Raw genomic sequence first — 14,451 nt, 5'->3', positions numbered from 1 at the left:
CGGGTCACAGCCCCGTGAGTGCGATCGGCTCCGTGGGGGGCGTCCCGTGCTTGCGGACCTTGAGGATCCGATAGCCCTTGCCGGTCGCCGTGCGGAACACGCTGTACCCGGGATGGAAGGAAGCGGCGATCCAGCGCTGCAGCGAGTCCGCCCCGAGATTGCGCTGCACGACGAGCCAGGCGTCGCTGCGCTCGTCCAGCCGGGGGATCCATCGTTCCAGAAGCCCGTGCAGCTCGTTCTTGCCGACGCGGATCGGAGGATTCGAGCGAATCGTGCGGAACGTCACGTCTCCGGGAACATCATCGGGCAGCGATGCGTTGACATTGGTGAGCCCGAGCGCTGCGGCATTGCGCCGCACGAGGTCCAGGGCGCGTTCGTTCACGTCGACGGCCCACACGGTCGCGTGCGGAGCGGCCAACGCCATCGACAGCGTGATGGGACCCCAGCCGCTGCCGAGGTCGAGAAGATGGCCTCCCGGCGGCACCGGGGGCATGTTGGCGAGGAGAACCGCAGTTCCGGCATCCAGCCGATCCGGGCTGAAGACGCCGCCGGCGGTGGTGACGTCGACCTCACGGCCTGCGAGCGACACACTGATCGTCCGCAGGTTCTCGGGGCTTGCCGGGGCCGCAGTGAAGTAATGGTCGGACCCCATACCGTGAGCGTACCGGACAGGGCGGGCTAAGGTTAAGACTCGCAACAAAACCCAGAGATCAGGAACGGATGACGGACACCACAAACCCCTCCACCGACGACGAAGCCGTCGACCGCGTTCTCGCGAACGCCGAGAAGCGCACGGAGGTGCGCGTGTTCGGCGCCGCACAGGCGCTGCAGGATGAATCGACCGCCGCGCACACCCGTTCGGACGGAGATCAGTGGGATCTCGAAGATCGTCATGCGCTGCGTCGTGTGGGCGGCCTCTCCACCGAGCTCGAGGATGTCACCGAGGTCGAGTACCGGCAGCTTCGACTCGAGAACGTCGTGCTCGTCGGGGTGTACCCGCAGGGAGCGCAGGAGGACGCCGAGAACTCCCTGCGTGAGCTCGCAGCACTTGCGGAGACGGCTGGAGCCGTCGTGCTCGACGGGGTTCTGCAGCGCAGGCCGCACCCGGATGCCGCCACGTACATCGGCCGCGGCAAGGCCCAGGAGCTCAAGGGCATCGTCGCGGCGACCGGCGCGGACACCGTCATCGCGGACACCGAGCTCGCACCGAGCCAGCGTCGTGCCCTGGAGGACGTCGTCAAGGTGAAGGTCATCGACCGCACCACGGTCATCCTCGACATCTTCAGCCAGCACGCGAAGAGCCGCGAGGGCAAGGCCCAGGTCGAGCTCGCTCAGCTCGAGTATCTCCTTCCTCGTCTGCGCGGCTGGGGCGAGTCCATGAGCCGGCAGGCCGGTGGACAGGTCGGCGCCGGCGGCGCGGGTATGGGCTCGCGCGGCCCCGGTGAGACGAAGATCGAACTCGATCGCCGCCGCATCCGCACGAAGATGGCGCTGTTGCGCCGTCAGATCCGTGACTTCGGACCCGCCCGGGAGGCGAAGCGAGCTGAACGCAAGCGCAACACGATCCCCTCCGTGGCGATCGCGGGCTACACGAACGCGGGCAAGTCCAGTCTCCTGAATGCGCTCACCAGCGCCGGAGTGCTCGTCGAGAACGCGCTGTTCGCGACGCTCGACGCGACCGTGCGACGCTCGGAGACCTCGGACGGTCGCGTGTACACGCTCACCGACACCGTGGGCTTCGTGCGCAACCTGCCGCACCAGCTCGTCGAGGCCTTCCGTTCGACGCTCGAAGAGGTGGGCGACGCCGATGTCGTTCTGCACGTGGTCGATGGTTCGCACCCCGACCCGGCAGGACAGCTGCAGACCGTCCGCGATGTGATGGGCGACGTCGGCGTGCGGGACATGCCGGAGATCGTCGTCTTCAACAAGGCCGATCTGATCAGCGAGGACGACCGCCTCGTGCTCCGCGGCCTGGAGCCGCGCGCGCACTTCGTGTCATCGCGTTCCGGCGAGGGCATCGAGGAGCTGCGCACCGCCATCGAGGAGGCGCTGCCTCAGCCGGCGATCGAGGTGCATGCCGTCATCCCGTATGACAGGGGAGACCTCGTCGCTGCGATCCATGAGACCGGGATGCTGCTCTCCGTCGAGCACCGCGAGGCGGGAACCGCCGTGCGCGCGCGGGTGTCGGAGCGGCTCGCGGCAGATCTCGCGCCGTTCGCCGACGGGGACTGAACGGATTAGCCCGATATCAGGCCGATGCACGGCCCGATCACGATGAGCCATGCGGCCGCCGAGACGATCAGCATCCCGACCCCGATGCCTCGTGACCTCGGGGAGAACAGCAGCCCGATTCCGATCAGGACCGGGAGCCCGAAGATCACGAAGTACGCGGCGGTGCCCGCAAAACTGAGCGCTGAGATCACACTGAGGAACAGCACGAAGGCGACGATGTACGACAGGCATCCGATCCCGGTGCCGATGCCGACCTTCGCCCCGTTTCCCAGTCCTCGTCCCTGCTGAGGGTGGTGCGGGTAGGCGTACGGATCATAGGGAGGCAGGGCAGGCTGACCGGCTGTTCCCGGCTGCGGCAGAGGGCCGGGGTGCGGCGGCGGGCCGGGGTACGGCGCCGGTGTTCCCGAGTACGGTTGCGCGGAGCCGGGATAGGGCGGTGCCGACGGGGGTGCCGGCGGTACGACGGGCTCGGGTGGGACGACCGGCCCGGGTGGCACGATCGGCCCCGGCGGAACGATCGGATCGGGGTCTTCGGGAAGGCCGTCAGGCGGGTTGATGCTCATTCTGGATCCTCCGATCGGCAGGGGTGAACGCGCCCTTTCGCCACAGCCAGACAAGCCTGATGGCGAGCAGCGGCAGGGTCAGGAGCAGGAACAGTTGCGGACGTGTGAAGACGAGCCAGGCGACCTCGTTGCCGCGGACGAACTCGACGAGGAAGCGGAAGACCGCATACGCGGCGATGTACAGCGTCAGCGTCTCTCCGCTGCGGATGCCGAGATGACGCAGCCAGAACCAGAGCACGGCGAAGGCGGCGGCATGGAACACGATCTCGTACACGAAGCTCGGATGCAGCCCCACCCCGGCCGGTGCGCCCACTCGCGCCGCCTGCTCGGGTGTCAGGACGATGCCCCAGTCTCCGCCGGTGGGCGTTCCGGGCTTCTCGGTGAACAGGCACCCGAAGCGGCCGATGGCGAGTGCGAGCGCGACGGCGGGGGCGAACAGATCACCGCTGCGTTCGCGGTAGCCGACGATCCGCTTCGTCACATGCACCCCGGCCCACGCGCCGACCAGTGCCGACAGGATCGAGGCGTTGCCCGACAGGAACTGCTCACCCAGGCTGAGGTTCTTCGACGGGTCCAGATGCTGTGCCCAGGTGCCCAGCCGCGCGAAGATCGCGGCTCCGACCAGCGCGCCGAGCACGAGGTAGGGGATCCGCGGATCCTTCGCGCCTCGCCGACGCGCTTCGATCCAGAAGACGACGCCGCCGGCGAGCATCCCGATCCCCTCGAAGAACCCGTGGGTCTCGATGGGCGGGCCGAAGCCGAACAGGTCGTTCAGTGTCGGGAACACGCGTCAGCCCAGCATCCGTATCCACAGGTGCACCCAGAACGGGATGGCCACCGCCGCGAGAACCGCGAGCACGATCAGGTAGGCGAGCACGTTGCGGGTGTCGCCGAGCTTGCAGCGTGAGCGCAGGAGGCCAGCACGCCGGGCTTGGGCGTAGGCGACGATGGCCATGCCCGCGAAACCGAGCAGAGCGATCGGCCCGAGGACGCACGTGATCAGCGCGACTGTCGCATTGACGCACAGCCGCAGCGGATCACGAGCGTTCGGAGGATCTCCGACGCTCGGGTCGCGCTGGTTCAGCGGCCAGTCGGTCATGACGCCGAGGCAGACGTGATCAGCGGGAGGGAGGTGCGACCTGTGGCGGTCGAGAGCTTCTGATCGGACAGCGGCTTCCACGCCTGCACGGCGCAGAACGGTGCGCACTGGTGGGCGTCGGTCTCGTCGTTGACCGTGGCCACGTGCACGCAGCACTGCGTCAGGCGCTCCTCGATCATGGTGTTGATGTCCATGAACGGCTTGACCGTGATGCGCTTCACCCGCTCGCCGAGGAACTGCCGCAGACGCTTGTGCTGCCCTGGCAGCGCTGCCGTGGCGAGCTTCGTGAGCGTGCCGATCCCGAGATCGCAGCCGGCGCAGATGTCCTTCCACAGCGACCCGATCGACGGATGGGAGAGCGACGACTGTTCGCTGAGGAGGTCGAGAAGCGACTGCTTCACGCTGTCCTTGAGCGCCTGGTTGATGTTGCTGTCGGCGATCCGGTTCGCGATCAGATCGGGGTTCAGGTCGAGGAACTGCTTCAGCTGCTCGTGACCGACGAGCGAGGTGAGCGAGCGCCAGGAGTCGGAGTCGTCGCGCAGCAGATAGCCGACAGAGCAGCAGTGCGGGTGACTGCAGGGGAGGGCGGTGAGGTCCTGCCAGGTAACCTCGCCGTCGGTCTGCGGTCCGAGACGGGCGAGCACGCCGGTGTGGGTCAGACGCTCCATCACATCGATCCCGCTCGATCGTCCTGATCCGAAGACGGGCTGGATCGTCACGCCTCCGACGTAGGGAGTGACCATGGCTCGGCGGATGACGGCGCCGATCTCGTGGTCGTTCACGCCGAGGGCCACGGTCATGGTCAGAGTCGTGAAGATCCCGGCGCCCGACAGTCGGGCGAGCGCCCGCTCCTTGAAGTGGCGGATGTCGGCGCCGCGGTGGAAACGCGACGTCTCAGGCTCCTCGCCGTCGTACTGCAGGTAGATCTCCACGCGCTCGCGGTGCCGCTTCAGCGCGGCGAGGAACTCGTCGTCGTTCGCGATGCGCAGCCCGTTCGAGTTGATGAGGATGCGGACGATCGGTCGGGCGATGAGTTGTTCGAGCAGCTGTTCGAGCCACGGGTACAGGGTCGGCTCACCACCGGAGAGCATCAGCACGTCGATGCGGTTGTTCTCCCGCGAGAGCTTCGCGTCGACGGACGCGAGCACTTCGTCGAGCGGAGCGACCGCCGTCGCCGCGGGGCTGGACTCCGCGAAGCAGGTCGGGCAGCGCAGGTTGCAGTGGTCGGTGATGTCGGCGAGCAGGATGCAGGTGTGCTGCGTCTGCATCTCGGGGAGCCCATAGAGGTAGGCCTCGGGCACAGGGGCGAAGTTGCCGGTGAAGTCGGCCTCGTGCACCTTCGTCGGAGCCGTCCACTGTTCCAGATACCGCAGGATCTCCGCGGACTCGTCGTACAGTGTGCGCTGCAGTCCGTGGGTGCGACAACCGCGTTCCAGCCAGATCGTGCCGTCTCGATCGGCCAGCCAACCCGACAGGCGCTTCACTTCGGAGAGGGGGCGGTCAGGATCTTCCGCATGGCACTCGGGGCAGAACGCGTTGACGTAGCGGTGGATGCGGTAATCGCGCAGCGGCATCCCGCTCGTAGCCGTCGTTGACATGGTCCGACGCTAGCAGCGGCGCCCTCGGGACGGTGTTGCGATCTCAGCGCGCCACGAAGCGCGCCTCCACCGTGGCCGCCACGACGATCTCTTCTGGCTCGTACTGTGCTGCGCCGCCGCTGTCGGCCGCGGCGGCCTTCATCATCATCGGGGCAGACGACACCGGTTGGCCCGCGGAGATCAGCCCGTTGTCGGCGATCGCGGTCGGGACGACATCGCTCAGCCCGAGTGCGCTCGCGTACGCCTGAGCACGCGTGACGGCGACGCCGACCGCGGATGCGGCGACCTCCTGTTCGACGCGAGAGCGCGTGTCAGGCGTGAGGTGCCAGTCGACCCAACCGACCTCGATACCGTCCCAGGGGGAGATGTCGCTCACCCAGATCGACAGCTCGGATGCCTCGGAGAATATCGCGGATAGGTCGACGCTCGCGTAGTAGACCGGCGCGAGACGCTTGCCCTCGTTGTTCCACGGGCGCTCGGCACGCACGGAGAGACGAGTGCTCGACCAATCGACGAGCGTGCCTGCGGCTTTTCGCTCCGCGAGCGTGGCGCGAACCGGGTCGGCGAGACGGGTGAGTCGGTCGACGACCTCCGTCCGCTCCGAACCTTCGGCGCGGACGGCGACGTGGATGGTGGCGCGTTCGGGGGCGACACGAGCCTCGTGCTCGCCGCGGACGGTGATCGTGACTTCGCTCATGCGCCGACTCTACGCCAGGGGCCGGAATGGCGGACGAGGCGAAATGGTTGTAGTCTGTGATGCTCGGGTGCTGCGGCTCCCGAACTGAAAAGTCAACAGTGCGACAGCGGCTCCTTCGAGAGAAGGACCACGGGGCTGATCGGTTTCGACAGCGCCTGTGAATCCACGAGAAGCGGGCCGAGGATGCAGAGTTATCTCGTAAACGCTCTCTGCAAAAAAATAGTTGCCGAAACCAAGCGCAACGACTTCGCCCTCGCTGCATAAGCGAGCCCGATAGTCCGTCAGGCCGTATGTGATTCCGATACGGATCCTGGCGTCATCTAGGAATCTTGCTGCGTGACGGCGTCTGGACGTCACGTGGGACTCTTCCCAGGCTGGGCTTGTCGACTTAGGTGTCTGTGACAAAGGTCGGAGCCGAGTAGAACGTCTTCACAGACTGCGCCCGGAGAAGGCGTGGAGACTCAGCGTTGGACGGGGGTTCGATTCCCCCCAGCTCCACCAGGTCGCTGTCGCAAACCAAGAGGCCCGCCTCCCCAGTAATCACTGGGGAGGCGGGCCTTTTTGCGTCTGTGGGTGATTCGGCAGGCGAGCGCTCAGACGTGCTCGCCATGAAGTGCCATCGACCGCCACAGGTCGAACTGGCGGTCATTGCCGGCGATGATCGCCGAAGCGAGCGGTGCGCTGTTGTCGATCTCCTCCTGGGTGTTGAGCTGGCGGAAGTAGCCGGGGCCGAGCAGAGCGGTTCCACGGCTGGGCGAAGAGATGCGGATCATGTTGTCCTCCAGGACGGGACTAGGAATCGGAGTGTTGTTGATGCGATTGGTGATGAAGGGAACGGGGTCGATCTGCGCGCCGCCGACAACCACTTCGAGGTGATGATGGACGCCGGTGACGTTTCCGGACTTGCCCATGATGCCGAGAGGGGTGCCCGGGCCGACCTGCTGTCCGACGGAGACGGAGGTCGACGCGAGGTGCAGCGATCTCGTCAGGAAGCCGTCGTGCTGCACCCACACCTGCAACCCGCCCGGACCCCAGCCAGGGGGTGTGCCGACAACCGTGACCCGACCGTCAGCGATCGACTTGACGCTGCTGTACCCGACGAAGTCGCACCCGAGGTGGTACGTGGACGCGCCGTCGGTGGGCGCCGTGCGAGGCCCGAACGGGCTCGAGATGGCCGGCCGGGTGGTCGTCCCGTTGGGCCAGAGAACCTGGCCCGCCGCAGACGCTGATTCCGGATAGAGTGCGTGCACTCCGAGCGTTGCGACTCCTGCCGCGATTCCTGCCCCGAAGAGTAGACCTCGCCGCGAGAATTCGAACGTGGACGATTCTGATGCCGTTGGTGGACTCATACTCACAACGTATTGATGAAATCTGTTCCTCGCTGTCCCCTCTTCTACCTACAGACAGCATGGGATCCACTCGATACGTTGAGAGGTTCGGATCTCGTCGCCGTCCTTCCGGGCCGTGGCGTCCCGTTTCGGAGATGTTCGATCCGCCGCCCGTGCCCATCACCAGGGCGAGCGCGCGCGTCACGGTGCCCGTCGACCATCGTGTCGAAGAGTGATTTCGGTGAGAATTCCATCACTAATGGGGATATGCGGGATGCAGTTAGTGCATACATGATTTTCGGTCTCCTGAAATGCAGTCCGATGAATTCTCGCTGAGCGCAAATCCCCTTTTTCTGGGAGTATGACGCCCTTGTAGCATCCGACGTATGTCTCAGGTCGCTTTGCCCGCGGGGCCGCCCAGCGGCAGCTTCGATCGCGTCGCGCAGGTGCTTCTGGCCATGTCGCGAATGGACGCTCCGCGCGTCGCCCAGATCAGCGAGCACACCGGTCTGCCGGCCAGCGCGGTCTACCGCTGCATCACGTCTCTGCTCGAGGCCGGCCTCATCGAGGAGGGGCCGTCGCGAGGCAGATACCACGCGGGCATCGTCTCGATCTCTCTTGCTGAGCGTTACCGACGCAGCGTGCTCAGTGGGGATGCGACGTCGCGCGTCCTGCACACGCTCGCCGGTCGAACGCTGGAGTTCGCGGCACTCCTCGTGCGTCGCGGAGACGACATGGTGTGCGTCGACACGGCGGACGGGTCCAGCGTGCTGCGATGCTCCTTCGTCGTCGGCGAGGTCGTGCCACTCGTGGCGGGCGCCAGCGCGAAAGCGATCCTCGCGCACACGCCGCGGGGAGAGGTCGACGGCATCCTCGCCCGCAATGGAGTCGCGGGGTCGACCGCGTCCGGCGTCCTGTCGCTGCTGCCCGACGTGCGCGAGCGGGGGTTCGCGATGAGCGCAGGCGAAGTCGACGAGGGGGTCTGGGGGGTCGCAGCACCGGTGTTCGCGGATGGGGGCGTGGTCGGCGCCGTGGCGACCATGGCACCAGTGCTGCGGGCGGCCCGCCTCATGCGCACCACCGTCTCCGCGACCGTCTCGGCCGCCCAGGCTCTGTCGAGACACCAGCTGAACATCTGACAGAGAGGACCCGCCGTGCGTCGGCGCGCGGATTCGCATCCGGATCCGCGCGAATGACGGACGCCCGTTCTCCCAACCCGAAAGGAGTTGACCCGATGACGAGTCAACAGACGACCAGCACCGGAACCCTTGCCGTCGAGCGCCGGACCATCGACATGGTGCCGAAGGACGAGAGGCACGGTACTCCGCTGAACCAGTTCACGCTCTGGTTCGGCGGGAACATGCAGATCACGGCGATCGTCACCGGCTTGATCGCCGTCGCGATCTTCCGCGCCGAACCCCTCACGGCGATCCTGGCCGTCCTCGTGGGCAATGTCATCGGCGGCGTGACCATGGCACTGCATTCGGGCCAGGGGCCGCGTATGGGGCTGCCGCAGATGATCTCCAGCAGAGCGCAGTTCGGCGTCCTCGGCGCGACGCTCCCGCTCGTCCTCGTGATCTGCATGTACCTCGGGTTCGCCTCGACCGGCGCAGCTCTCTCCGGAAGTGCGATCAATCATCTGCTCGGCATCCCGACCGCCGCAGGATCTGCTCCGATCGTCGGCATCCTGATCTTCGGAGTGCTGACGGTCATCGTCTCGATCTTCGGGTATCAGCTCATCCACGTGCTGGGCCGGATCGCCACGGCAGCGGGCATCCTCGGGTTCACGTACCTGTTCATCCAGCTCTTCGCGAACTACGACGTCGGCGCGACGCTCGGCACCGGGGCCACGGATCCTGCCACCTTCATGGTCTGCCTCACACTCGGGGCGAGCTGGCAGATGACGTATGCGCCGTACGTCGCCGACTACTCCCGATACCTCCCGGCCGACACGTCGGTCGCGACGACGTTCTGGTCGACTTTCCTCGGCAGCGTGACCGGAACGCAGATCTCGATGACTCTGGGCATCCTGATCGGCGCCGTGTCGGGTGGCGCGCTGCTGGAGGGGCCCGTCGGCTTCGTCGGGCACCTCGCAGGGCCGGCGTACGCGGCCTTCGCGATCTACCTGGTCATCATCGTCGGCAAGCTCACCGCGAACACACTCAACGCCTACGGAGGCATCATGAGCACGGTGACGGTGATCACGAGCTTCAATGCCGAGACGAGGATCTCGCGTCGAGCCCGATCGATCTACATCATCGTCTTCGTCGCGTTGACGATGGTGATCGCGATCGCCGCCAGCGCCGACTTCCTCAACAACTTCAAGAACTTCGTGCTGCTGCTCCTCGCGGTCTTCATCCCGTGGAGCATCATCAACCTCGTCGACTACTACCTGATCTCGAAGGAGCGCATCGACATCCCCGCCCTCTACGATCGTCGCGGCCGCTACGGCGCCGTGAACCTCACGGCGATCGTCTCCTACGGCATCGGCATCCTCGTGCAGATCCCCTTCCTCACGAGCGACACCTACAGCATGCTCGGCGACTTCCACGGACCGCTCGCGGGAGTCCTCGGCGGAATCGACATCTCCTGGGCGGTCTCGATGGTCGTCACGTTCGCCGTCTACTATCCCTGGGCGAAGAAGACGATGAAACCTCCGGCGGACATGATCTATCCACCGGAGTACACGGCGGCGCAGACCGGCCAGATCGCGGTGAGCTGACGTGTCCGTCTCAGCCGCGAAGGGAGCGGTGCAGCCGCGTCCCGAGATCGAGGAGTTGCCCCTCTATCGCCCGGGTGTGCCGGCGCAGCAGAGAGCAGGGCTCACCGGATTCAAGCTCTCGTCCAATGAGAACCCGTTCGAGCCGCTGCCCGCGGTCGTCGACGCGATTCGTCGCGCCGACCGACACAACGTCTATCCGGATCCCACGGCGCTTCCGCTCCGCGAGAAGCTCTCCGAGGTCCTCCAGGTGCCGGCGTCCTGCATCGTCGCGGGGGCGGGAAGCCTCGCGGTCCTGAACGACATCCTGCGCGTGTTCGCCGGACGGCGACCGGACGGCAGCAGGGATGAGATCGTCTACGCCTGGCGGTCCTTCGAGTCGTACCCGATCTCGATCGGAGAGACGGGAGCGCGGGCCGTGCCCGTGCCGCTGAGACCGGATCTGACGCACGACCTGGAGGGGATGCTCGCCGCGATCACGGAGCGGACGAAGATCGTGATCCTCTGCACGCCCAACAATCCGACGGGACCGGCGTTGGGCCACGCCGAGGTGCGCGAGTTCCTGTCTCGGGTGCCCGCGCACGTGCTCGTGGTGATCGATGAGGCCTATATCGAGTACGTTCGGACCGCGGACCGGCTCGATTCTCTCGCGCTGCAGCGGGAGTTCCCGAATGCGCTCATCCTGCGCACCTTCTCCAAGGCGCATGGACTCGCCGCGCTGAGGGTGGGGTACTGCGTGGCTCGGGAGGAGGTCGCCCGCCACCTCACGACGGTCGCCGTCCCCTTCGCCGTGTCTCAGGCAGGACAGATGGCGGCGATCGCCTCACTCGACGAACTGCCGGCGGTGCGGGATCGCGTCGAGCGGACGGTACGGGAGAGAACGCGAGTCAGGGACGAGCTTCTGACTCTCGGCCTGAGCGTCCCCGATGCGCAGGGGAACTTCGTCTGGTTGCCCCTGGGGGCAGGGTCAGAGCAGTTCACGGCTCTGTGCAGCGCTCAGGCGCTCGCCGTCCGGCCTTTTGCCGGAGAGGGGGTCCGCGTATCCATCGGGCTTCCCGAGGCGCACGACCGCCTGCTCGCGCTCACACGCACGTTCCTGCGTTCTCAGGGTGCGCGGTGATGGGGTCGGCGATGGACGTGCACGAACTCCGTGGCGGCGCGCTCGCCGACAAGGATCCCGACACGGCGATCAGGGAGCTGGAGCTCGCGCTGCCAGGACGCGTGCTGCGGGATCTCTCCGACGTCCGTGCCTACTCGCACGACCGGTCCCGTCACTCTTGGGCGCCCGCGCTGGCCGTGGTCCTGGCGGAGTCGACGGATGACGTCGCCACCGCCGTGCGGATCTGCGGGGCGGCGGGCATAGCAGTGATCGCACGGGGAGCGGGCACCGGTCTGGAGGGTGGAGCGAACGCCCTCTCCGCCAGCGAGGACATGAGCGATCTCGACGACGCGACGAGATCCGCGAGTGTCGTCGTCGACCTGATGCGGATGAATCGCATCCTGCATGTCGATCCGGATTCGGCCGACGCGACCGTGGAGGCGGGGGTGAGGCGGAGCGAGCTCAACCCGGCACTCGCCGTCCACGGTCTGCAGTTCGTGGCGGGCCCGGGGGTCGACGCGTCCATCGGCGGCATGGCGGCGACGCGTGCGAGCGGGACGAATGCGGTGAAGCACGGCACGATGGCCGACAACGTGCGCGGTCTCACCGTCGTCATGTCGGACGGCTCGGTCGTCCGTACCGGCAGTCGGGCGCGGAAGTCCGCTGCCGGCTACGACCTGACCCATCTCTTCGTCGGATCGGAGGGGACGCTCGGCATCATCACCGAGCTGACTCTGCGCCTCACGCCCGTCCCCGCGGCGCATGAGCTCGCCGTGTACTCCTTCCCGTCGGTGAGAGCCGCCGCCCTCGTCGTGCAGCGGGCGCTGCATGCGGGGATCGACCTCGGACGCGCTGAGCTGCTCGACACGGTGCAGATCGAGGCGCTGAACTCGTACTCGCACACGGACTTCCGGGCCGCGCCGACGCTCTTCGTCGAGCTGAGCGGCGATCCGCAGATCATCGCGCATCAGGCGGAGCGGCTCGAGGTCATCATGGTCGCGCAGGGCATGCTCGAGTATCGACGGATCGAGGGCGACGATCCCGAGCGGTTCTGGAAGGTCCGGCATGATGCTCTTCCGGCCGCGCAGGCGCTGAGACCGGATTCATACACCTGGTCGACCGATGTCTGCGTGCCGATCTCTCACCTGGCCGACTGCATCACGGAGACGCAGGCGGACATCGACGCGAGCGGTCTCGTGGCGCCGATCGCTGGTCACGTGGGAGATGGGAACTTCCATCTCGCCTTCGTGCTCAGGAACGGCGATGACGACGAGAGGGAGCGCGCTGCGGCGCTCACGTCGAGGATGATCCGCAGAGCGCTCGCGGCCGGCGGCACCTGCACGGGCGAGCACGGAGTCGGCGTGGGCAAGATGCAGGACCTGATCGACGAGCATCCGTCGGGTATCGGCGTGATGAGGGCCATCAAGGATGCTCTGGATCCGAGGAGGATCCTCAATCCGGGCAAGATGCTGGATGGCTGAAAGCCGTCAGCCCGCCCAGTCGATGAGGATCAGACTCTGCTTCGTGTCTGCGAGCTTCACCCAGCCATCGCCGAAGAGGTAGGTCATGCCGTATCCCTCTTCGTCGGTGCCCAGGGAGAACTCGGGGTCTTCCGTGAAGTAGCGGCCCTCGGGTCCGTCTTCGCGCGTCCACCCCTGCGCGAGCAGGGAGGACTGCGCTGCATCGGCGTCTTCGGAGGAGATCGGCGACCATCCGTACAGCTGGCCGTGATCGGTGCCGGTCGAGAAGTCGGCCCAGAAGCAGAGGATGCCGTCGGGGAGCGCCATGTCGCCGATGATGAAGTCCTTGCGTTCGGACGTCCATCCCGCGTCCGTGAGGCCTGCGACCGTTCCCTCTGTCACGATCGTCTCGCACGTGGGGTCGGCAACGGGAGTCTCCGGAGCCCGGGTCGCCGCAGGATCGGCCGTCGACTCCGCAGCAGGCTTCGTGGCCTTCGGGGTGGGGGTGGCGCCCGCATCCGGGCCGCCGGAGCACGCAGTCAGCGTCGCCGCGAGAAGGAGTGTTGCGGCGGCGGCGATGGGGATGCGTGGGGTCATCTCGTGGCCTCGTCGAGTGTCAGTCGTGCAGGAGTTCCAGGAAGGCGTCGTGAAGGATGCCGTTGGTTGCCAGTGTCGAGCGAGCCGAGATCGTCTCGGCTCCGTCGAAGGCCGTCATGCGTCCGCCGGCCTCGCGCACGATCGGCACGGCGGCGGCGATGTCGTACTCCTTGACGTCGAACTCCGCGACCATGTCCAGGCGCCCCTCCGCGAGCAGCATGTACGCGAAGACGTCGCCGTAGGCGCGGTCGCGCCACACGCGATCGGCCAGGGTCAGCAGCGTGTCGAGGCGACCCGCTTGCGACCACTGCGCGATGCTCTGGAAGCTGACGCTCGCATCGTCGAGGGAGGCGACGGCGGACGTGCGGAGGCGGCGCGGGCCGGCATCCGTCGCCGTCCAGGCTCCGGCTCCCGTCGAGGCCCACCAGCGACGCCCGAGCGCCGGCATGCTGACCACGCCGACCTGCGGCACGCCGTCGACGGCGAGCGCGATCATGGTGCCCCAGAGGGGCACTCCGCGGAGGAAGTTCGCGGTGCCGTCGATCGGATCGACGATCCACTGCCGGTGCGTGTCGCCCTGGGCGCCGAACTCCTCGCCGAAGATGCCGTCCTCGGGGCGCTCGGTCTCGAGGATCGCGCGGATCGCGCGCTCCGTCGCGAGGTCGGCGTCGGTGACGTGCGAGTTGTCCGCCTTGGTGGAGATCTCGAGGTCGGCGCTGTCGAAGCGTGGCAGCGCCTGCGCATCGGCGGCGTCGGCGAGCCGGAGGGCGAGTTCGAGGTCGGCGGAGAGGCTGTCGGCGCTGGGGGAGGCGGTCACCAGTCCAGGATAGTCGGCGGAGCGAGCGGCCTCCGGCGCGCTGGACGCAGTGCGACACGCGCGGCGGGAGTGAAGGGATGTGCTCGATTTCACATGGAGCCCATCCGCTGGTAATGTAATTCCTCGGCCGGGGGATTCACCGGGCCACGCACCTCTAGCTCAATCGGCAGAGCAACTGACTCTTAATCAGTGGGTTCAGGGTTCAAGTCCCTGGGGGTGCACAAAGCCCCGATCTCTCGCCA

The 14,451-nt window shown here is 66.9% G+C and carries 14 protein-coding genes, 1 tRNA gene and 1 other RNA gene; 7 read left to right on the top strand and 9 right to left on the bottom strand.

From position 1 onward, the window contains the following. Nucleotides 1-4: 4 nt before the first annotated feature. On the bottom strand, nt 5-652 hold the full coding sequence (locus MRBLWH10_RS08500; RefSeq protein WP_341942358.1) for a methyltransferase: 648 nt from the start codon (nt 650-652) through the stop codon (nt 5-7). Between the two features lie 68 nt (nt 653-720). On the opposite strand from MRBLWH10_RS08500, the gene hflX reads away from it, so the two are divergent. Then, nucleotides 721-2,232 carry a GTPase HflX gene (gene hflX, locus MRBLWH10_RS08495; RefSeq protein WP_341942357.1) on the top strand — a complete coding sequence of 504 codons (1,512 nt, stop codon included), beginning with the start codon at nt 721-723 and terminating at the stop codon, nt 2,230-2,232. A gap of 5 nt (nt 2,233-2,237) precedes the next feature. Here the strand turns inward: hflX and MRBLWH10_RS08490 are convergent, their stop codons facing one another. Genes MRBLWH10_RS08490 through MRBLWH10_RS08470 form a run of 5 tightly spaced genes read right to left on the bottom strand, consistent with a single transcriptional unit; the run spans nt 2,238 to nt 6,189 of the window. Further along, nucleotides 2,238-2,795, bottom strand: coding sequence for a hypothetical protein (locus tag MRBLWH10_RS08490; RefSeq protein WP_341942356.1), 558 nt, complete (start codon nt 2,793-2,795; stop codon nt 2,238-2,240). Beyond that, nucleotides 2,776-3,582, bottom strand: coding sequence for a prolipoprotein diacylglyceryl transferase family protein (locus tag MRBLWH10_RS08485; RefSeq protein ID WP_341942354.1), 807 nt, complete (start codon nt 3,580-3,582; stop codon nt 2,776-2,778). Before MRBLWH10_RS08485 ends, MRBLWH10_RS08490 begins: the two co-directional genes overlap by 20 nt. A gap of 3 nt (nt 3,583-3,585) precedes the next feature. Beyond that, nucleotides 3,586-3,894 carry a hypothetical protein gene (locus MRBLWH10_RS08480; protein WP_341942353.1) on the bottom strand — a complete coding sequence of 103 codons (309 nt, stop codon included), beginning with the start codon at nt 3,892-3,894 and terminating at the stop codon, nt 3,586-3,588. Continuing rightward, nucleotides 3,891-5,492, bottom strand: a complete 1,602-nt coding sequence (locus tag MRBLWH10_RS08475) for a radical SAM protein (RefSeq protein ID WP_341942352.1) — start codon at nt 5,490-5,492, stop codon at nt 3,891-3,893. The genes MRBLWH10_RS08480 and MRBLWH10_RS08475 overlap by 4 nt, the downstream gene beginning before the upstream one ends. A 43-nt stretch (nt 5,493-5,535) precedes the next feature. Then, nucleotides 5,536-6,189, bottom strand: coding sequence for an SIMPL domain-containing protein (locus MRBLWH10_RS08470; protein ID WP_341942351.1), 654 nt, complete (start codon nt 6,187-6,189; stop codon nt 5,536-5,538). A gap of 131 nt (nt 6,190-6,320) precedes the next feature. Here MRBLWH10_RS08470 and ssrA point away from each other — a divergent pair. After that, nucleotides 6,321-6,690, top strand: a transfer-messenger RNA (tmRNA) gene (gene ssrA, locus MRBLWH10_RS08465). A 92-nt stretch (nt 6,691-6,782) separates the two neighbouring features. Here ssrA and MRBLWH10_RS08460 read toward each other — a convergent pair. After that, the gene (locus MRBLWH10_RS08460) at nt 6,783-7,439 is read right to left on the bottom strand and encodes a M23 family metallopeptidase (RefSeq protein ID WP_341942350.1); all 657 of its coding nucleotides are present in this window, start codon (nt 7,437-7,439) and stop codon (nt 6,783-6,785) included. Nucleotides 7,440-7,903: 464 nt separating this feature from the next. On the opposite strand from MRBLWH10_RS08460, the gene MRBLWH10_RS08455 reads away from it, so the two are divergent. The 4 genes from MRBLWH10_RS08455 (at nt 7,904) to MRBLWH10_RS08440 (ending at nt 12,816) form a co-directional block, all read left to right on the top strand. After that, a complete protein-coding gene (locus tag MRBLWH10_RS08455; RefSeq protein ID WP_341942349.1) occupies nt 7,904-8,656 on the top strand; it encodes an IclR family transcriptional regulator in 753 nt (250 codons plus the stop codon). Nucleotides 8,657-8,751: 95 nt separating this feature from the next. After that, complete coding sequence (locus MRBLWH10_RS08450; RefSeq protein WP_341942348.1) at nt 8,752-10,239, top strand: cytosine permease; 1,488 nt, start codon at nt 8,752-8,754, stop codon at nt 10,237-10,239. A gap of 1 nt (nt 10,240) precedes the next feature. Further along, on the top strand, nt 10,241-11,356 hold the full coding sequence (locus MRBLWH10_RS08445) for a histidinol-phosphate transaminase (RefSeq protein ID WP_341942347.1): 1,116 nt from the start codon (nt 10,241-10,243) through the stop codon (nt 11,354-11,356). Nucleotides 11,357-11,367: 11 nt separating this feature from the next. Beyond that, nucleotides 11,368-12,816, top strand: coding sequence for an FAD-linked oxidase C-terminal domain-containing protein (locus tag MRBLWH10_RS08440; protein ID WP_341942346.1), 1,449 nt, complete (start codon nt 11,368-11,370; stop codon nt 12,814-12,816). A gap of 6 nt (nt 12,817-12,822) precedes the next feature. Here the strand turns inward: MRBLWH10_RS08440 and MRBLWH10_RS08435 are convergent, their stop codons facing one another. Together MRBLWH10_RS08435 and MRBLWH10_RS08430 are read right to left on the bottom strand one after the other, a co-directional pair. Continuing rightward, nucleotides 12,823-13,392 (bottom strand): hypothetical protein, encoded by a 570-nt coding sequence (locus MRBLWH10_RS08435; protein ID WP_341942345.1) that lies wholly within the window; start codon nt 13,390-13,392, stop codon nt 12,823-12,825. A 19-nt stretch (nt 13,393-13,411) separates the two neighbouring features. Beyond that, on the bottom strand, nt 13,412-14,209 hold the full coding sequence (locus MRBLWH10_RS08430; protein WP_223586552.1) for an inositol monophosphatase family protein: 798 nt from the start codon (nt 14,207-14,209) through the stop codon (nt 13,412-13,414). Nucleotides 14,210-14,357: 148 nt separating this feature from the next. On the opposite strand from MRBLWH10_RS08430, the gene MRBLWH10_RS08425 reads away from it, so the two are divergent. Continuing rightward, nucleotides 14,358-14,430: transfer RNA gene (locus MRBLWH10_RS08425), tRNA-Lys, on the top strand. Nucleotides 14,431-14,451: the final 21 nt, after the last annotated feature.

The organism is Microbacterium sp. LWH10-1.2 (genome assembly GCF_038397765.1).
GTDB classification, from domain to species: Bacteria; Actinomycetota; Actinomycetes; order Actinomycetales; family Microbacteriaceae; genus Microbacterium; species Microbacterium natoriense.
This window is presented reverse-complemented; position numbering and strand designations above follow the sequence as displayed.